Annotated in this window: 15 protein-coding genes; 9 read left to right on the top strand and 6 right to left on the bottom strand. The window is 71.8% G+C overall.

Translation table 11 applies throughout. From position 1 onward, the window contains the following. Positions 1-261 precede the first annotated feature (261 nt). Entirely contained in the window at positions 262-1,917 is a 1,656-nt protein-coding gene (locus KKZ08_RS33625; RefSeq protein WP_223778020.1) for a cytochrome bc complex cytochrome b subunit, read from the top strand. Between the two features lie 29 nt (positions 1,918-1,946). Beyond that, positions 1,947-2,798 (top strand): metallophosphoesterase, encoded by an 852-nt coding sequence (locus KKZ08_RS33630; protein ID WP_223779292.1) that lies wholly within the window; start codon positions 1,947-1,949, stop codon positions 2,796-2,798. 34 nt (positions 2,799-2,832) lie between these two features. Here the strand turns inward: KKZ08_RS33630 and KKZ08_RS33635 are convergent, their stop codons facing one another. Further along, positions 2,833-4,692, bottom strand: a complete 1,860-nt coding sequence (locus KKZ08_RS33635; RefSeq protein ID WP_223779293.1) for an NAD(P)-binding protein — start codon at positions 4,690-4,692, stop codon at positions 2,833-2,835. Positions 4,693-4,916: 224 nt separating this feature from the next. Here KKZ08_RS33635 and KKZ08_RS33640 point away from each other — a divergent pair, with 224 nt between their 5' ends. The 4 genes from KKZ08_RS33640 to KKZ08_RS33655 all read left to right on the top strand — a co-directional run bounded on the left by KKZ08_RS33640 (position 4,917) and on the right by KKZ08_RS33655 (position 8,337). Continuing rightward, positions 4,917-5,765, top strand: a complete 849-nt coding sequence (locus KKZ08_RS33640; RefSeq protein WP_223778021.1) for a TetR family transcriptional regulator C-terminal domain-containing protein — start codon at positions 4,917-4,919, stop codon at positions 5,763-5,765. A gap of 90 nt (positions 5,766-5,855) precedes the next feature. After that, positions 5,856-6,752 carry a 3-keto-5-aminohexanoate cleavage protein gene (locus KKZ08_RS33645; protein WP_223779294.1) on the top strand — a complete coding sequence of 299 codons (897 nt, stop codon included), beginning with the start codon at positions 5,856-5,858 and terminating at the stop codon, positions 6,750-6,752. Between the two features lie 122 nt (positions 6,753-6,874). Continuing rightward, positions 6,875-7,840 carry a 3-hydroxyacyl-CoA dehydrogenase NAD-binding domain-containing protein gene (locus tag KKZ08_RS33650; RefSeq protein WP_223778022.1) on the top strand — a complete coding sequence of 322 codons (966 nt, stop codon included), beginning with the start codon at positions 6,875-6,877 and terminating at the stop codon, positions 7,838-7,840. Next, complete coding sequence (locus KKZ08_RS33655; protein ID WP_223778023.1) at positions 7,837-8,337, top strand: thioesterase family protein; 501 nt, start codon at positions 7,837-7,839, stop codon at positions 8,335-8,337. The genes KKZ08_RS33650 and KKZ08_RS33655 overlap by 4 nt, the downstream gene beginning before the upstream one ends. 201 nt (positions 8,338-8,538) lie before the next feature. On the opposite strand, the gene KKZ08_RS33660 is transcribed toward KKZ08_RS33655, so the two are convergent. Both KKZ08_RS33660 and KKZ08_RS33665 read right to left on the bottom strand, forming a co-directional pair. Beyond that, a complete protein-coding gene (locus KKZ08_RS33660; RefSeq protein ID WP_223778024.1) occupies positions 8,539-9,837 on the bottom strand; it encodes an MFS transporter in 1,299 nt (432 codons plus the stop codon). A 73-nt stretch (positions 9,838-9,910) separates the two neighbouring features. Next, a complete protein-coding gene (locus tag KKZ08_RS33665; protein ID WP_223779295.1) occupies positions 9,911-10,717 on the bottom strand; it encodes a hypothetical protein in 807 nt (268 codons plus the stop codon). 149 nt (positions 10,718-10,866) lie between these two features. Here KKZ08_RS33665 and KKZ08_RS33670 point away from each other — a divergent pair, with 149 nt between their 5' ends. Both KKZ08_RS33670 and KKZ08_RS33675 read left to right on the top strand, forming a co-directional pair. Beyond that, positions 10,867-12,213, top strand: a complete 1,347-nt coding sequence (locus KKZ08_RS33670; RefSeq protein WP_223778025.1) for a 6-phospho-beta-glucosidase — start codon at positions 10,867-10,869, stop codon at positions 12,211-12,213. A 65-nt stretch (positions 12,214-12,278) separates the two neighbouring features. Further along, a complete protein-coding gene (locus KKZ08_RS33675) occupies positions 12,279-12,668 on the top strand; it encodes a (2Fe-2S) ferredoxin domain-containing protein (RefSeq protein WP_223778026.1) in 390 nt (129 codons plus the stop codon). Between the two features lie 41 nt (positions 12,669-12,709). Here KKZ08_RS33675 and KKZ08_RS33680 read toward each other — a convergent pair whose 3' ends face one another. The 3 genes from KKZ08_RS33680 to KKZ08_RS33690 form a co-directional block, all read right to left on the bottom strand. After that, positions 12,710-13,210 (bottom strand): FBP domain-containing protein, encoded by a 501-nt coding sequence (locus KKZ08_RS33680; RefSeq protein ID WP_223778027.1) that lies wholly within the window; start codon positions 13,208-13,210, stop codon positions 12,710-12,712. Between the two features lie 135 nt (positions 13,211-13,345). Next, positions 13,346-13,894 carry a DinB family protein gene (locus KKZ08_RS33685; RefSeq protein WP_223778028.1) on the bottom strand — a complete coding sequence of 183 codons (549 nt, stop codon included), beginning with the start codon at positions 13,892-13,894 and terminating at the stop codon, positions 13,346-13,348. 43 nt (positions 13,895-13,937) lie between these two features. Then, on the bottom strand, positions 13,938-15,140 hold the full coding sequence (locus KKZ08_RS33690; protein ID WP_223778029.1) for a serine hydrolase domain-containing protein: 1,203 nt from the start codon (positions 15,138-15,140) through the stop codon (positions 13,938-13,940). Between the two features lie 272 nt (positions 15,141-15,412). On the opposite strand from KKZ08_RS33690, the gene KKZ08_RS33695 reads away from it, so the two are divergent. Continuing rightward, entirely contained in the window at positions 15,413-17,470 is a 2,058-nt protein-coding gene (locus KKZ08_RS33695; RefSeq protein ID WP_223778030.1) for a phospholipase C, phosphocholine-specific, read from the top strand. Positions 17,471-17,601 lie beyond the last annotated feature (131 nt).

The raw sequence follows: 17,601 nt of genomic DNA on the forward strand, positions 1-17,601 counted from the left end.
GACAACGCACGCCACCCCTGGACGCCCCCGGTCGGCGGCTACACGTCGGCGCTCGGCCACGACGTGGTGCACGGCCTCGCCGCGGAGCCTGCCCGGCGGCACCTGGCGGCCGAACGCGACGAGCAGGGTCGGCCCCGAAGGGGGTGCGAGCGGTACCTCCTGCGGTGAATGAGACGTATCCGGCGGCCAGTTGTCACAAACGGGCCTGTTGGATCCGTCATACATGCGACCTACTCTGGTAGCCGCCTGAAGGGGAGTCGCATGAGCGGAAGCATCGAGCGCACCGGGGCACGCGGGCGACCGGGCCGGTCCGGACGGCCCGGCAGGGGCGAGCGCGTCGCGGACTGGGCGGACGGACGGCTCGGCATCAACACCCTGGCCAAGAGCCAGATGCGCAAGATCTTTCCCGACCACTGGTCGTTCATGTTCGGCGAGATCTGCCTCTACAGCTTCCTGATCCTGATCCTCACCGGCACCTACCTGACCCTCTTCTTCGAGCCGAGCATGGCCGAGGTCACCTACGACGGCCCCTACGTGCCGCTCAAGGGCCTCCAGGTGTCGAGGGCGTACGAATCCACGCTGGAGATCAGCCTTGAGGTCCGCGGCGGCCTGCTGATCCGGCAGATCCACCACTGGTCCGCGGTCGTCTTCATCGCCGCCATGTTCGCCCACATGATGCGGGTGTTCTTCACCGGCGCCTTCCGTAAGCCCCGCGAGCTCAACTGGCTGTTCGGCTGGACGCTGCTGATGCTCGCCATCATCACCGGCCTGACCGGCTACTCCCTCCCGGACGACCTGCTCTCCGGCACCGGCGTCCGCTTCGCGCACGGCGCGATCCTCTCGATCCCCGTGGTGGGCACGTATCTCGCCTTCTTCCTGTTCGGCGGCGAGTTCCCGGGCGAGGACATCGTGGCGCGGTTCTATCCGATCCACATCCTGCTGCTGCCGGGCATCATGCTCGGGCTGGTCGTGGCCCACCTGATCCTGGTCTTCTACCACAAGCACACCCAGTTCGCGGGTCCGGGAAAGACCGAGAAGAACGTGGTCGGGGCGCCGTTCCTGCCCGTCTACATCGCCAAGGCGGGCGGCTTCTTCTTCCTCGTCTTCGGCGTGCTCGCGATCATGGGGGCGGTCGCCTCCATCAACCCGGTCTGGGCGATCGGCCCCTACCGTCCCGACATGGTCTCCACCGGCGCCCAGCCCGACTGGTACCTCGGCTTCTCCGAGGGGCTGATCCGGGTGATGCCCAGCTGGGAGATCAACATCTGGGGGCACACGCTCGCCCTGGGCGTCTTCATCCCCTTCTCGCTCTTCCCGCTGATCATGATGGCGATCGCGGTCTATCCGTTCATCGAGGCCTGGGTCACCGGCGACAAGCGGGAACACCACATCGCGGACCGGCCCCGCAACGTACCCGTGCGCACCGGACTCGGCGTCGCCTGGCTGACCCTGTACTTCGTGCTGCTGATCGGCGGCGGCAACGACATCGTCGCCACCCACCTGCACCTCTCGATCAACGCGATCACGTGGTTCGTGCGGATCGCCGTCTTCGTGGCGCCCGTCATCGCCTACCTCGTCACCCACCGGATCTGCCTCGGCCTCCAGCGCAGGGACCGGGACAAGGCGCTGCACGGCCGCGAGACCGGCACCATCAAACGCCTGCCGCACGGCGAGTACGTGGAGATCCACGAGCCGCTGCCCCAGGCGGAGCTGTACCGGCTGACCGCCCACGAGCAGCCTCAGCCCTACGAGATCGGCCCCCTGGTCGACGCCAACGGCGTGGCCCGCAAGGTCCCCCGCTCCGAACGCCTGCGCTCCCGCCTCTCCCGCGCCATGTACGGCCCCAAGGCGCAGGTGCCGAAGGCGACTGTGGAGGAGTACCTGGCGATCCAGCGGGGCGAGGGCGATCACCACTGAGGGGCCGACTCGGTTAGCCTCGCACGGTGATGGCATCCGAGAGCACTCCGAAGCTGCTGGCGATCAGCGACCTGCACGTCGCGTACGCGGAGAACAGGAAGTACGTCGAGACCATCCGGCCCGGCACCGAAGGGGACTGGCTGATAGTCGCCGGAGACGTCGCCGAACGCATGGCCGACATCGAGTGGGCGCTGCGCACGCTCGCCGGGCGTTTCGCGAAGGTGGTGTGGGCGCCGGGCAACCACGAGCTGTGGACGCCCAAGGACGATCCGGTCCAGCTGCGCGGCGAGGAGCGCTATCAGCACCTCGTCGCGCTCTGCCGCGAACTGGGCATCTCGACCCCCGAGGACCCCTACCCGGTGTGGCGCGGCGCGGGCGGCCCCGTCACCGTCGCCCCGCTGTTCCTCCTCTACGACTACAGCTTCCGCCCCGAGGGGACCCACACCAAGGAGGAGGCCCTCGCCGTCGCGCACGAGGCGGGCGTGGTCTGCACCGACGAGTACTTCCTGCACCCCGACCCCTACGCGACCCGCGACGACTGGTCCCGGGCCCGGGTCAAGCTCACCGAGGAGCGGCTCACCGAGCGGCCCGCGGGGCTGCCCACCGTCCTCATCAACCACTGGCCGCTGCTGCGCGAACCCACCCGGATCCTGCGCTACCCCGAGTTCGCCCTGTGGTGCGGCACCGAGCTGAGCGCCGACTGGCACGTGAAGTACGACGCCGCTGCCGTCGTCTACGGGCATCTGCACATCCCGCGCACCACCTGGCACGACGGCGTACGTCACGTGGAGGCGTCCGTCGGCTACCCGCGCGAGTGGCGCAGGGACTTCCACCCCGACCCGCACCTGCGGCAGATCCTGCCGGTGCCGGAAGAGGGCTGAGCGGGGGCCGCGGGGCGGGGGCCGCGCGGGGCCGTCACGAGCGCGCCGGCAGCGGTCTGCGGCCGAGGAGTTCGGCCAGGCCCTGCCGGGTGGCCGCCAGGACGACGCGGTCCTGCGGCCGCAGCACGTACTCGGGGTCGAGGTCCCACTCCAGGCCCGACTCCGCGCCCGACGAGCGCTCCAGGGCGACCACGCGCCACGCCCCGGGGCGGAACACCTCGGCGATGCGGCGGCCGGTCAGCTGCGGCTGGAGCGAGACGTCGAGCGCCGCGAAGAGCAGCACCGAGCGCTCGACGGGCAGCGCGCCGAGGATCTGGCGGCCCATCATCGCCCCGGCGAAGGCGGGCGCGGCCAGCGTCGACACGCTGCGGCTGCGCGTGAGGGCGCCGGGGTGCGCGGCCCGCAGGGTGCGGTAGACGGCGGTGGCGAACGCGTCGTCGTACAGCCGCAGCGCCACCCGTAGATCGGGCTTCACCGAGCGTGCGTACAGGGCCGCTTCGAGGTTGATCGTGTCCGCGCTGGTCACGGCGAGCAGGGCGTGCGCGCGCTGGATCTTGGCCGCCTCCAGGACGCCCTCCTCGGTGACGTCGCCGATCACGGTGGGGACGCGCAGCCGCCGCGCCAGGGAGATGCCGCGCGCCTCGGGGTCCGCCTCCACGCACACCACGGGGATGTCCAGTTCCCGCAGCCGGGCCAGGACCCGGGTGCCGATCTTGCCGAGGCCGAGCAGGACCACGTGGCCGGAGAGGCCGCGCGGCGGACGGCGCAGCGAGGACGCGCTGCGGAAGGTGCCGAGGGCCTCCAGGACGGCGGCGAACAGGATCGGGAGCAGCAGCAATCCGATGAGTCCTGCGAGGAGTTGGAGGATCTGGCGGCTCATCGGCCCCTCGGTCGCCGGATCGTTGATCGAGAAGAGGTCGAGGAGGGTCAGATACGTCGCGTGCAGCGGGGAGCCGCCCGACGTCACGATCGAGGCGATCGCCAGGCCGAGGACGGCGGCGGCGAATCCGGCCACCGACCAGCGCAGCCGCCACGAGAACAGCTGGCGCAGCGGCACCCCGCGCCCCGCGAGGAAGCCGGGCGGCGGCGCGGACCCGGAGTACGACACGGCCTCCAGGACCAGCGCGCCCCGGCCCGGCGCGGCGGCCACGGCGTCGTCGTCGGGCAGCAGCCGAGGGCCCGCGCCGCCGCCCGACTCGTCCGAACCCTCCGCGCCCGCCGGGTCGTTGGCGGTGGCCGAGAGCAGCGCCAGGGTGGCGAGACCGCGCGGTGCCACGTCGCCCGGCTCGGGCGGCGTACGCTCCACGGCGCGCAGCAGCAGCCCGTCCGCGTGGACGACCTTGCTGGTGCCCGCGACGGCGGTGGCGGCGAGCGCGGGGGCGGCGGTGTCGGCGTCGGACAGCACGGTGACGGTGGCGTCGGTGGTGTCCAGGCCGGCCACGGCGGCGGCCTGGTCGAGCAGTTCCTCCAGGTGCTGCCCCAGCTTGCGGTTGTAGAGCCGGATCACCAGCCGCAGCCGGGGGTTGAGGCGTCGGGCGGCCAGGGCGGCGCGGATGTTGGTCTCGTCGTCGTCATGCACGAGCGCGAGGGCGCCGGCCTGCGGAATCCCCGCGTCGACGAGCGCGTCGTCACCGATCTCGGCGGCTTCGACCGTCTGCGGAACCCCGCTCTCCGCCTCGCCGTCGCCGCTGCCGTTCACGGCGGTGCGTGAGACGGCGGCGGTGATCCGCCCGATCAGTGCCGTGGTCCTGGCCCGTCCCGTCAGCGCGTTCGACGGGGCCCGCTCCCCGGCGCCCGCGGGCGGCACGACGAGGACGACCTGCTGGCCGTAGACACCACGGAGCTCGGCGGCGAGCCGGTGCGCCAGCGCCTCGTCGCCGCCGCAGACGACCATGTGGCCGGTGGCGGGGAACGGCGGGCGCTGCGGGGGAAGCGAAGATGCGTACGACACAGGGAGAAGAGTGCCTCAACGCGCCCTCCAGGGTGGCGGCCCGGCCCCGCGGCAGGGCGGTTGCGATGCTTGCTGACCAGTCAGTCAGCATCGCAATCACGCTGTCCATAAGGTAAAAGAGACGCTCATGTTGTGATTGCCGCAACGCATGAGTACGGTTGCCCACCATGCAGCCACAGCAGCGGGACGACGTGTCCGAGCGCGTACGCAAGGTCATCGCCGACGCCGGCGTGACCCAGCGCGAGTTCGCGCGCCGCATCGTCATGGACCCTTCCAAGCTGTCCCGCTCCCTCGGCGGCACGCGCCGGTTCACCGCAGCCGAACTGGCCCGCGTCGCCGCGGCGGGCGGAGTCGACACGGGCTGGCTCCTCGGTACGCCGGACGCCGCGCCCCCCGCCCGGCGCCGGCGCACCGCCGGGCCGCTCCCGGAGGGCGGCAGGCCGCTCCAGATCGTGCGCGAGACCGTGCGCCTCATCGCGGAGCGCGGCTTCCACGCCGTCCGCGTCCAGGACATCGCCGCGGCCTGCGACACCAGCACCGCCGCCATCCACTACCACTTCCCCGGCCGCGACGACCTCCTCGAAGCCGCAGTGCGCTGGTGCATGGACGAGGACACCGCCCGCCGCGCGGCCTGCGTACAGGACGCGGCCGACGCCGCCGACGAGCTGCGCCAGCTCATCGACCTCCAGGTCCCACGCACCCCGCAGCAGCGCCGCCAGTGGAGCGTCTGGCTCGACCTGTGGGCCGAGGCCGCCCGCTCCACCGCCGTCGGCCGGCTGCACATCGACTACTACCGGCAGTGGCGCGCCACCGTCGCCGACGTCATCCGGCGCGGCGTCGCCGAGGGCGTCTTCCGCCCCGCCGACCCCGAGGCCGCGGCACTGCGCCTGACCGCGCTGATCGACGGCCTCGCCACGCAGGTCCTCGCCTCGGCGCCCGACGGCCCCGGCACGAGCCCCGACGACATGCACGAGGCGCTCGCCGCCCACGTGGACGCCACGCTGACCGCGCGCTGATTCACCGTACGCACCCACCGTATGGGTCGTACGAGCCACCTGAGCCGTACGCAACGCCCCACCCCCGAGGGAGAGTTCCGCATGTCTGCGATGTCTGCGAGGCCCGTGAACGACAACGTCATCATCACCTGCGCCCTGACCGGCGCGGGCGACACCGTCCGCAAGAGTCCGCACGTGCCCGTCACGCCCGAGCAGATAGCCGCCTCGGCCGTCGAGGCCGCCGAGGCGGGCGCCGCCGTCGTGCACATCCACGTCCGCGACCCCGGGAGCGGCGCCCCCTCCCGCGACCCGCGCCTGTACCGCGAGGTCGTCGAGCGCATCAAGGAGACCGGCACCGACGTCGTCATCAACCTGACGGCCGGCATGGGCGGCGACCTCGTCATCGACCCGGACGAACCGCTCAAGCACCTGCCGGGCACCGACCTCGTCAGCGGCCTCGACCGCCTCCCGCACGTCGAGGACCTGCTCCCCGACATCTGCACCCTGGACTGCGGCTCGCTCAACTTCGGCGACGGCAGCAACCTCTACATCTCCACCCCCGACATGCTCCGCCAGGGCGCCAAGCGCATCCAGGAGCTGGGCGTCCGCCCCGAGCTGGAGATCTTCGACACCGGCCAGCTCTGGTTCGCCAAGCAGCTGCTCGCCGAGGGCCTGCTCGACGACCCCACCGTCTTCCAGCTCTGCATGGGCATCCCCTGGGGCGCCCCCGCCGACCCGGGCGTCCTCCAGTCCATGGTCAACATGCTGCCCGAAGGCGCGCAGTGGGCGAGCTTCGCACTCGGCCGCATGCAGATGCCGTGGGTCGCGCAGTCCATCCTGCTCGGCGGGCACGTCCGCGTCGGCCTGGAGGACAACCTCTATCTCGGCAAGGGCAACAAGGCGACCAACGCGCAGCTCGTGGAGCGGGCGGTGCGGATCGTCGAGAGCCTGGGCTCCCGGGTCGCCTCCCCCGACGAGGCCCGGCAGAAGCTGGGCCTCAAGCGGTAGCGCTTCGCTGGATCGCGCGGACATCAGGCTGCGGGCCGGCTGTGGCCGGTCGCGCAGCTCCCCGTGCCCCTTCGGGGCACGACCCCGCTCAGCAGCGCCCCGCAGCAACGAAAGGACCCCCCATGACCACGATCGCCCCTGAAGAAGTACGCCGCGTGGCCTGCGTCGGCGCCGGTGTCATCGGCGGAGGCTGGGTCGCCCACTTCCTCGCCCGTGGCTATGACGTCACCGCCTGGGACCCCGCCCCCGACGCCGGGCCGCGGCTGCGCCGCCTCGTCTCGGCGGCCTGGCCCGCGCTCACCCAGCTCGGCCTCGCCGAGGGCGCCTCGCAGGACCGCCTCACCGTCACCGCGACCCTCGAAGAGGCCGTCGCCGAAGCCCAGTTCGTACAGGAGAGCGCCCCCGAGAAGCTGGAGCTGAAGCGCGACCTGCTCGCGAAGCTGGACGCCGCCGCCCCCGCCGGGGTCGTCATCGCCTCCTCCACCTCCGGCTACCCCATGACGGACATGCAGACGGAGGCCGCCGACCCCGGCCGCCTCGTCGTCGGTCACCCCTTCAACCCGCCCTACCTGATCCCGCTGGTGGAGGTCGTCGGCGGCGAGCGGACCGACGCCGAGGCCGTCACCTGGGCCTCCCGCTTCTACGAGATCGCGGGCAAGTCCGTGATCACGATGAAGAACGAGGTCCCGGGCTTCATCGCCAACCGCCTCCAGGAGGCACTGTGGCGCGAGGCGCTGCACATGGTGGCGAGCGGCGAGGCGACCGTCCAGGAGATCGACGACTCCATCACCGAGGGGCCGGGCCTGCGCTGGGCGTTCATGGGCCCCATGCTCACCTTCGCGCTCGCGGGCGGCGAGGGCGGCATGGCGCACATGCTCGACCACTTCGGCCCGTCCCTGAAATCGCCGTGGACGCGCCTGGAAGCACCCGAACTCGACAAGAAGCTCTACGACGCCGTGGTCGCCGGATGCGAGGAGGAGGCCGCCGGGCGGAGCATCGCGGACCTGGTCGCCGAGCGTGACCAGGGCGTTATCGACGTACTGCGGGCCACGGGCCGGCTGCCCGGACAGCGGAAGGACACCAAGTGACCCTGCCCCTGCTCCACCGACAGGTCCGCGCCGAGTGGATCGACTACAACGGCCACATGAGCGAGGCCTTCTACGTCCTCGTCTTCGGCTACGCCACCGACGCCATGATGATCGAGACCGGCCTGCACGCGGGCTACCGCGAGTCCACCGGCTGCTCCCTCTACACGGTCGAAGCGCACATCCGGTACTTGAAGGACGTCCCGGAGGGAGCCCATCTCGCCGTCCGCACCCGCCTGTTGGGCGCCGACGCGAAGAAGGCGCGCTTCGCGCACGAGATGTACGTGGTGGAGGGCGCGGACGACGCACCGGCCCCGGACGCCGCCCCGGTGGCGACCACCGAACTGCTCGCCCTCCACGTGGACCAGGAGGCGGGCCGCACCACCCCCTTCCCGGACGAGATCCGCGAGCGCCTGACCGGCCTCACGGAAGCGGCCCCCGAGTGGGCGGGCCGTTCCATCGCCGCCGTGCCGAAGGGCGAGCAGCGCGCCGGCTCCTAGAACCTGTCTGACAGTTCCCGCCTGCCTCGCGACGCCATGCACGCTCCCCCGAGCTCTTCGAGCAGGGGGTGCCCCCACTCGCCGCACCGGGCGCAGAGCCAAGTACATCCAGTACGAGGCCCTACGCCCGGCACGCCGAGAGCACGCACCTGACGCCGCGAGGCCGCCCTCCGGGCGACGACGGGAATGGTCAGACAGGCCCTAGCGCTCCAGCTCCTTGTGCGCCGTCTCCGGTAGGCGCAGGTACACCACCGACGACGCGAGGCAGACCACGGCCACGTACCAGGGGAACAGGCCGGGCCTGCCGATCTCCTTGAACAAGGTGCCCACGTACGGGGCCGTGCCGCCGAACAGCGCGACGGTGAGCGAGTACGGGAAGCCGATCCCGGCGGCCCGCACCCGCGCGGGGAACACCTCCGCGTTCACGGCCGCCGAGATCGACGTGAAGCCGGTGAGCAGCACCATGCCCGCGCAGCTCACAAGCAGCAGCGAACCGAACGACCCGTTGAGGGACTTGAGCAGCGGCACGCTCAGGACCGCGAAGCCGACGCCGAAGAACAGCAGCAGCGGCCTGCGCCCCAGCCGGTCGGAGAGCAGCCCGCCGACCGGCTGGAGCAGGGCGAAGAACGCGAGCGAGAGGGTGCCCGCGAGCAGCGCCTGGCTTTTGCTGATGTCCGTGTTCAGCTCGGCGTACGTCGGCAGGTACGACGTCCACGTGTAGTACGCGATGGTGCCGCCCGCCGTGATGCCGCAGATCAGCAGCGACTGGCGCGGGTGGTGGCGCAGCGCGTCGAACAGCCGTGGCCGCTCGGCCTGTTCGGCGGGCGCCCGGTGCGTCTCGTACGCGCCCTGCCTGATCCAGAAACCGACCAGGCTGAGCACCGCGCCGAGCAGGAAGGGCAGCCGCCAGCCCCAGCCGTCCATCTGCCCCTCGGAGAGCGTGGCGACCAGCAGGGCCGCGATCCCCGAGGCGGCCAGCTGGCCCGCGCTCGTGGAGACGTACTGGAAACTGGAGAACAGACCCCGCCGCCCGGGTCCCGCCGACTCCACGAGGAACGTCGTCGACGCCGCGAACTCACCGCCCACGGACAGGCCCTGGAGCAGCCGCGCCGCGACGAGCACCACCGGCGCGAGCACGCCCACGGACGCGTACGTCGGGGTCAGGCCGACCAGCAGGCTGCTGCCGCCCATCAGCAGAATGGTGACGGTCAGCGCGGCCCGCCTGCCGCGCCGGTCGGCGACGGCGCCCATGAGCAGACCGCCCACCGGCCGCATGAAGAAGCCGACGGCGAAGACGGCGAACGTGGAGAGCAGCGGCACCAGGGAGTTGTCGGCGCTCTTGGGGAAGACCTGGCCGGCGATGTACGTGGCGAGGAAGGTGTACGCGTACCAGTCGTACCACTCCACGGCGTTGCCGACCGACGCGGCGAGCAACTGCCGTATCGGGCGCCGCTCAGGGACGGGGGAGGCGTCGGTCACCTGCTGGTCGTGCTGTGTCATGATCACGACTTTCCCCTGCCGGGTGGCGCCCCACACGTCCTGTCCGACAGGCGGACAGCGGGCCTTGTGCCGCTCAGCCCGTCGTCGGCTGGTACGCGTACACCGCCGTCGTCACCAGGCACGGCGCCGGCGGCACCACCTCGACGCGGAGCGTGCGCCGCGCGGAGTCGTAGTCCACGCCCTCCGTCTCGAAGGAGCCCGAGCAGACGCTGCGCTGCGGCACCGCGAAGAGGCTGGAGACGCGGCCGGTCACCGGCCGGCCGTCGAGCGCACGCTCCAGGTCGACCTGGAGGACGGGCCGGTCCTCGGGGAACAACTCCCTGGACGCGTCGTTGGAGGCGCACACCAGCCGCGTCGCGGAGACGAAGTCGCAGCCCTGGATGTCGCGCACCGGCTTGTCGAGCGTGATCTGCCCGGCCTGGGGGAGCGCTCCGCCGGCCGGCGGCGTCGAGGGGTTGAGCAGCGGGGCGGGGAAGACCTGGAGGCGCTTCTGGTCGCCCCATTCACCGGAGACCAGCCACCGCGCGTCGGGCGAGACGGCGGCGAAGGAGTTGTTGAGCTTCTCGCCCGCGTCGAGCCGGTGCTCGTAGAGGTGGCGCTTGCCGTCCGGCGCGGTCACCGCGAACATCTTCGACGTCGCGCCGTCCCCGCCCTGATAGGCGTCGAAGGTGTGGCCGTTCGCGATGTCCGGGTCGCCTATGTGCCCCCACCCCTTGACGCGCAGGGCCAGCGGTATCGAACCGAGGCCCCGGTAGAGGAGAGAGCCGTCCGCGCGGCTCGCCAGCCCCTGGCTGCCGGTGAGGGAGTTGACGTACGAGGTGCCGGACTCCTGCCAGCCGCCGGGCGAGGCGGGCGCGGCCGAGGCACCGCCGCCCGTCATCACCGCCAGAGTGACGGCACCGAACAGGGCGGTTGATGCCTTCCAAAGGGTCATCGGGGCGCTACCTCCGTGGGGGTCGGAACGCTGCCGCGCCATCGTACGTAACGTGAGCCCCGGCGATAACAGTCCGACAGAAGGCGGTTGAAGACGTGAAGCTGGCAATTCTCGGCGGCGGCGGGTTCCGCGTGCCGCTCGTCTACGGAGCCCTCCTCGGCGACCGTGCCGAGGGCCGCGTCACCGACGTCGTCCTGCACGACCTGGACGCGGCGCGGCTCGGTGCCATCACCCGCGTCCTCGCGGAGCAGGCGGAGGGTATTGCGGACGCGCCCGCCGTCACCGCCACCACCGACCTCGACGAGGCGCTGCGGGGCGCCGACTTCGTGTTCTCCGCGATCCGCGTCGGCGGCCTGGAGGGGCGCGCCGCCGACGAACGCGTCGCCCTCGCGGAGGGCGTCCTGGGCCAGGAGACGGTCGGCGCGGGCGGCATCGCGTACGGACTGCGGACCGTGCCGGTGGCGGTGGACATCGCCCGGCGCGTCGCCCGGCTCGCCCCCGACGCCTGGGTCATCAACTTCACCAACCCCGCGGGCCTGGTCACCGAGGCCATGTCCCGCCACCTCGGCGACCGCGTCATCGGCATCTGCGACTCACCCGTGGGCCTCGGCCGCAGGGTCGCGCAAGTGCTCGGCGGCGACCCCGACGAGGCCTTCATCGACTACGTGGGGCTCAACCACCTCGGCTGGCTGCGCGGACTGCACATCAGGGGCCGCGACGAACTGCCGCGGCTGCTCGCCGACCACGGCCTCCTCGCCTCCTTCGAGCAGGGCAGGCTCTTCGGCGCCGACTGGCTCCAGTCGCTCGGCGCCATCCCCAACGAATACCTGCACTACTACTACTTCAACCGCGACACCGTCCGCGCCTACCAGCAGGCCGAGCGGACCCGCGGCGCCTTCCTCCACGGCCAACAGGCCCGTTTCTACGACGCCGTACGGGATCCCGGCACCCCGGCCCTGAAGGCCTGGTACGACACCCTCGCCGAGCGCGAGGCGGCGTACATGGCGGAGAACAGGGAAGCGGCCGGCGTCGGGGAGCGGGCCGAGGAGGACCTGGAGTCCGGCGGGTACGAGAAGGTCGCCCTCGCGTTGATGCGGGCCATCGCACGGGACGAACGGGCGACGCTGATCCTCAACGTCCGCAACGGCACCACCCTCGCCGCGCTCGACGCGGACGCCGTCATCGAGGTGCCGTGCTCCGTCGACGCCAACGGCGCCCACCCCATGACGGTGGCCCCGCTGCCGGGGCACGCCACCGGCCTGGTGTGCGCGGTCAAGGCCGTGGAGCGCGAGGTGCTCGCCGCGGCGGACAGCGGGTCGGTCGCCACCGCCGTCAAGGCGTTCGCGCTGCACCCGCTCGTCGACTCCGTGACGGTCGCGCGGCGCCTGGTGGCGGGCTACCGGGCGGCGCATCCCGGGCTCGCGTACCTCGGCCGCCGGTAGCGGGGCGGCGGGGTGACGCGGCACCTGAGCCGCGGGGCGCGGGGCGGGCCTGAGATGATCACGGGATGAGTCCCGTCGTCTCCATCGGTGCCGCCGCCCGTCGCCCCTGCACGCTCGTCGTGTGCCGGGGCTGCTGCTGCGGCGACGCGCGCAAGAACCCCGGCATCGACCACGCCTGGCAGCTGGAGCGGCTGCGCTCGGCGGCGGCCGCCTCGCGGGGCCGGATCGCGGTGCGCACGAGCGACTGCCTCGGGCCGTGCGGCCAGGCCAATGTCGTCGTCGTCCAGCCGTCGTCCGAAGGCCGCAGGCGGGGCGGCCGTGCGGCCTGGGTCGGCTTCGTCACCGACGACGAGTCGCTCGACGGGATACTTGCCTGGGCCGAGGCGGGCGGGCCGGGGCTCGCCGAGCCCTCGGACACCCTCGTGCTCCAGCTGGTGGACCCCCGCGCGGTCTGACCGCCGGCCGTCGCACGGGTGCTCCGGCCCCGGCCCCGTGGTCAGCCGGCGAGCACCTGGTCCAGGAAGCCGTGCAGGTTCTGCACGGTTCGCGCGTTCTGCTCCTCCAGGGAGAGGCTCTCCTCGAAGCGGCGGGCGAGCACCGTCGTCTTCTTGCCGCGCACATAGAGCGAGCAGGCCAGATCCGCGCAGACGTACAGACCGACCGAGTTCCCCTGACGGCCCGCCGCCCCGGCCTTCGGGGCCACGAGCAGCGTGATGCCGGAGCCGGCCTGCGGGGTCACACAGACCGAGCAGATGCTGGACTTGAGCAGGCTCTTGCGCGGCCCGGTCGAGGCGCGCAGCGCGATGCCCATGAGCTCGCCGTCCCGCCACGTCACCACATAGCCGCGCTCGGGGGCCTTGGGGTCGCGCCAGCCCAGGAAGTCCAGGTCGCTCCAGGGGGTGTCGGCGAAGCCCGTCGGCAGCGTGAGCCTGTTCGCCTCGCCCTTCGAACAGTTCACGAAGGAGGCGCGGATCTCTTTTTCACTGACGGGTTCCATGATCCGAAAGATATCAACGGACAAACGGAACTGTCCTCTCATTTTTTCCGCCGTACCTTCCATGGCCGGGCCCGCTGTCACGCCGGAAAGCGGAACCTCGGCCCCTGCCCCGTCCGCCTGCACGTGACCTCGACCTCACAACCCCACGGCACCGTCGATCCGCTCCCGGATCAGGTCGGCGTGGCCGTTGTGGCGCGCGTACTCCTCGATCATGTGCACCAGCACCCAGCGCAGCGACACGGCGCCCAGCCAGGAGTCCTGGCCCTCGATGTCGAGATCGGCCGCCTCGGCGACGAACTCCTCGGCGAACGCGACCTCCGCACGCCAGGCCGCCCACGCCTCCTCGACGGCCCCGGGCTCCGCCACGGCGCCGTCGAAGTCCTGGTCGGGGTTGTCCGGCGTGGCGTAGAGGGGCCCCGCGTCCTGCCCGGCGAGATCCCTGCGGAACCAGCGGCGCTCCACGTCGGTGAGATGCCGGACGAGGCCGAGCAGCGACAGCGCGGAGGGCGCGACGGACCGCCGGTCCAACTCCTCCCGCAGCCCGGCGCACTTGAGCTCCAGGGTCGCGCGCTGGGCCCACAGGAAGTTGGCGAGAAGCGTCCGTTCGTCGCCGGTGGTGGGGGTGCCGTACCGGGCGTCGGACTCTTCGCCCGTGAAGAAGGCGGCTCGTCTGCGTGTGGTCATGTTCCCATCATGCAGCGCGGTTCGACCCGCGCCCGTGCGACCCCTACGACCCCAATGGCCCCGGCGCACCCAGAACCTTCAGCGCCTTGTAGAGCGCGCCGACCAGATGCACGCTGCGCAGATCCTCCCCGGACGTTCCTGCGCCCATGCGGTTCATCGTGTACGCGAACGAGACGCGGTTCTCCGGGTCGGCGAAGGCGTAGGAGCCACCCGCACCGCCGTGCCCGAACGCCCGGGGGTTGGGGCCCGCCTGCCCGTACTGATTGAGCATGAAGCCGAGGCCCCACTGCCAGGTCTCGGCGAGCGGGGTGCCCGCGCGCAGCACCAGGTCCGGCTCGTCGGCGCCACTCTGCCCCGTGCGCAGCCGCTCCACCGTCTCGGCGGCCAGCAGCCGGCCGCACGCCAACTCCGCGTACACCGTGGCGAGTCCGCGCGCCGTGGCATGGCCGTTGGCCGCGGGGATCTCCGCGCTCCGGTAGGCCGCGCCGTTCACGTCGCTGAGCGGCAGGTACCCGAAGGCCAGCGTGACCGGCGCCATCGGGTGGTCGTCGAGGCCGCGCACCGGTGGTTCCGGGACCGGGTCGAGCGCGCCCTGTGGCCGGCCCAGTGCCGACGCCATGTCCGCGCACCGCCCGTGCTCGCTCGCCGGCGTACCGATGAAGACGTCGGCGCCCAGCGGCCCGGTCACCTCCGCACGCAGGAAGGCGCCGAGCGAGACCCCGGTGACGCGCCGCACCACCTCACCGACGAGAAAGCCGAACGTCACCGCGTGATAACCCTGCGCGGTGCCGGGCCGCCACCACGGCGCGGTGGCCGCCAGCGCCTCGGTGACCTTCTCCCAGTCGTACACCGCGCCGGGGCCAAGGGGTTCGCCCGGCGCGATCAACCCGCTGCGGTGGCTCAGCAGCCACCGCACCGGAAGGTCCGCTTTGCCCGCCTGCGCGAACCGGGGCCAGTACCGCGCGACCGGCGCGTCCAGGTCCAACTCGCCGCGGTCCACGAGCAGATGGGCGCAGAGCGCCGTCATGCCCTTGGTCGTGGAGTAGACGTTCACCAGCGTGTCGCGCTCCCAGGGGCGGGAGCCCGTGCGGTCGGCGTCACCGGCCCACAGGTCCACGACGAACGCGCCGTCGACCGTGGCCGCGACGGACGCCCCCAGATCGTCGCGCTCGGTGAAGTTGCGTATGAACTCCTCGCGTACGTGCTCGAATCCGGGTGCACAGGTGCCGTGGACGCGCACAGTCATGGACTCTCCCGGGCGGTGAGACGGGTCGGGGCCTCATGGTGCCGCATGGTTGCCCACGGCACCTACCCCTTGGAGGCGCCCGTCACATCCGACACGCCCGGGACGGCCACCGGCGGGGAAAGGCCGGAGCCTTGTGTCGAGCCCGCCGAAGGTTGGACTTCTCTTCACCCGCGGGTCACGGGCCCTTCCGTATCGCTTGCTCCCCTTGACACACTTCACCCGCTCGCGTCCCCCACGGACCGCCCCCACGAAACACGAGGTCGGAAACACACATGCCTGAACTCAATCGGCGCCGTTTCATGCAGCTGGCCGGCGGCACCGCGGCCTACGCCGCGCTCACCCAGAGCATCGCCCGCGCCGCCTCGCTGCCCGCGCGCCGCGCCACCGGCACCATCCAGGACGTCGAGCACGTCGTGGTGCTGATGCAGGAGAACCGTTCCTTCGACCACTATTTCGGGACGATGAAGGGCGTACGGGGCTTCGGCGACCCGCGCCCGGTGACGCTGCCCAACGGCAAGCCGGTCTGGCACCAGCCGAGCGGCGGCAGGGAGGTCCTGCCCTTCCACCCGGACGCCGAGAACCTCGGCATGCAGTTCATCGCGGGCCTCGACCACGACTGGGCAGGCGGCCACAAGGCGTTCAACAACGGCAAGTACGACCAGTGGATCCCCGCGAAGTCCGAGCGGACGATGGCGTACCTCGAACGGGACGACATCCCGTTCCACTACGCGCTCGCCGACGCGTTCACGATCTGCGACAGCTACCACTGCTCCTTCATCGGGGCCACCGACCCCAACCGCTACTACATGCTCACCGGCCACGTCGGCAACGACGGCAAGGGCGGCGGCCCGGTCCTCGGCAACCAGGAGGCGGGCTACGACTGGACGACGTACGCCGAGCGCCTCGAGCAGGCGGGCGTCTCCTGGAAGGTGTACCAGGACATAGGCGACGGCCTGGACGCCGCGGGCCACTGGGGCTGGATCGACGACGCCTACCGCGGCAACTACGGCGACAACTCGCTCCTCTACTTCAACAAGTACCGCAGCGCCAAGCCCGGCGACCCGCTCTACGACAAGGCCCGCACCGGCACCAACGCCAAGGCGGGCGACGGCTACTTCGACATCCTCAAGGCCGACGTGAAGGCGGACCGCCTCCCGCAGGTGTCCTACATCGCCTGCCCCGAGGCCTTCACCGAGCACCCCAACTGGCCGGTGAACTACGGCGCCTGGTACATCGCGCAGGTCCTGGACGCCCTCACCGCCAACCCCGAGGTGTGGGCGAAGACGGCGCTGTTCGTCACGTACGACGAGAACGACGGCTACTTCGACCACATCGTCCCGCCGTACGTCCCGAAGGACGCCGCCCAGGGCAAGTCCACCGTCGACACGGCGCTCGACTACTTCCCGGGCAACGCCTCCTACGCGGCCGGGCACTACGGCCTGGGCCAGCGCGTCCCGATGATCGTCGTCTCGCCGTGGAGCACCGGCGGCTTCGTGGACTCCGAGGTCTTCGACCACACGTCGATCATCCGGTTCATGGAGAAGCGCTTCGGCGTCAAGGAGCCGAACATCTCGCCGTGGCGCCGCGCGGTCTGCGGCGACCTCACCTCCGCCTTCGACTTCAGCGGCAAGGACACCGGCCCGGCGGCGCTGCCGGACACCGCCGCGTACGAACCGCCGGACGACAAGCGCCACCCCGACTACGTGCCGAAGGCGCCCGCGGGCTCGAAGCTGCCCAAGCAGGAGGCGGGCTCCCGGCCCGCCCGCGCCCTGCCGTACGCGCCCCTGGTGGACGGCGGCGCGGACGCGGCCGCCGGGAAGTTCACGCTGACCTTCGGCGGCGGCGACAAGGCGGGCGTCTGCTTCCACGTCCGCTCCGCCAACCGCACCGACGGCCCCTGGACGTACACCACAGAGGCGGGCAAGACCCTCTCCGACACGTGGAACTCGGCGTACTCCGGGGGTACGTACGACCTGTCGGTGTTCGGCCCGAACGGCTTCCTGCGCACCTTCAAGGGCCCGGGCAAGAAGGCGGGCCCCGAGGTCACCGCCCGGCACGACGGAACCACGGGCAACCTCAAGCTGACCCTGAGGAACGCGGGCAGCACCGACGTGAACCTCACACTGACCAACGCCTACGGCGGCACGCCTCAGACCTTCAAGGTCAAGGCGGGCGCCACCGTGCAGCACACCGTCGACCTGCGGGCGAGCAAGCGCTGGTACGACGTCACCGTGAAGTCCGACGCCGACGCGGGCTTCCTGCGGCGGCTCGCGGGCCATGTGGAGACCGGCGCGGCGGGCGTGAGCGATCCGGCGATCATCACCGCCTGAGGGCGCGGGGCCCCGGGAGGCGCAGCGAAAAGGGGAGGCAGTCGCGTCGGAGCCACGGCTAGCGTCGGGGCGCATGACGAACACCCCCTCCCCGCCCCTCCGGGGCCCCCGACAAGCCCGTCCTCGACGGG

The sequence above is a fragment of the Streptomyces sp. 135 genome (assembly GCF_020026305.1).
Taxonomy (GTDB): Bacteria; Actinomycetota; Actinomycetes; order Streptomycetales; family Streptomycetaceae; genus Streptomyces.

What these genes read in the sequence shown, in the direction of transcription:
- KKZ08_RS33645 (WP_223779294.1), top strand. Translation starts at nt 5,856, where the DNA reads ATGTCTGCGAGGCCCGTGAACGACAACGTCATCATCACCTGCGCCCTG.
- KKZ08_RS33685 (WP_223778028.1), bottom strand. Translation starts at nt 13,894, where the DNA reads ATGACCACACGCAGACGAGCCGCCTTCTTCACGGGCGAAGAGTCCGAC.
- KKZ08_RS33680 (WP_223778027.1), bottom strand. Translation starts at nt 13,210, where the DNA reads ATGGAACCCGTCAGTGAAAAAGAGATCCGCGCCTCCTTCGTGAACTGT.
- KKZ08_RS33675 (WP_223778026.1), top strand. Translation starts at nt 12,279, where the DNA reads ATGAGTCCCGTCGTCTCCATCGGTGCCGCCGCCCGTCGCCCCTGCACG.
- KKZ08_RS33650 (WP_223778022.1), top strand. Translation starts at nt 6,875, where the DNA reads ATGACCACGATCGCCCCTGAAGAAGTACGCCGCGTGGCCTGCGTCGGC.
- KKZ08_RS33635 (WP_223779293.1), bottom strand. Translation starts at nt 4,692, where the DNA reads ATGGTCGTCTGCGGCGGCGACGAGGCGCTGGCGCACCGGCTCGCCGCC.
- KKZ08_RS33695 (WP_223778030.1), top strand. Translation starts at nt 15,413, where the DNA reads ATGCCTGAACTCAATCGGCGCCGTTTCATGCAGCTGGCCGGCGGCACC.
- KKZ08_RS33665 (WP_223779295.1), bottom strand. Translation starts at nt 10,717, where the DNA reads ATGACGGGCGGCGGTGCCTCGGCCGCGCCCGCCTCGCCCGGCGGCTGG.
- KKZ08_RS33630 (WP_223779292.1), top strand. Translation starts at nt 1,947, where the DNA reads ATGGCATCCGAGAGCACTCCGAAGCTGCTGGCGATCAGCGACCTGCAC.
- KKZ08_RS33660 (WP_223778024.1), bottom strand. Translation starts at nt 9,837, where the DNA reads ATGACACAGCACGACCAGCAGGTGACCGACGCCTCCCCCGTCCCTGAG.
- KKZ08_RS33640 (WP_223778021.1), top strand. Translation starts at nt 4,917, where the DNA reads ATGCAGCCACAGCAGCGGGACGACGTGTCCGAGCGCGTACGCAAGGTC.
- KKZ08_RS33690 (WP_223778029.1), bottom strand. Translation starts at nt 15,140, where the DNA reads ATGACTGTGCGCGTCCACGGCACCTGTGCACCCGGATTCGAGCACGTA.
- KKZ08_RS33625 (WP_223778020.1), top strand. Translation starts at nt 262, where the DNA reads ATGAGCGGAAGCATCGAGCGCACCGGGGCACGCGGGCGACCGGGCCGG.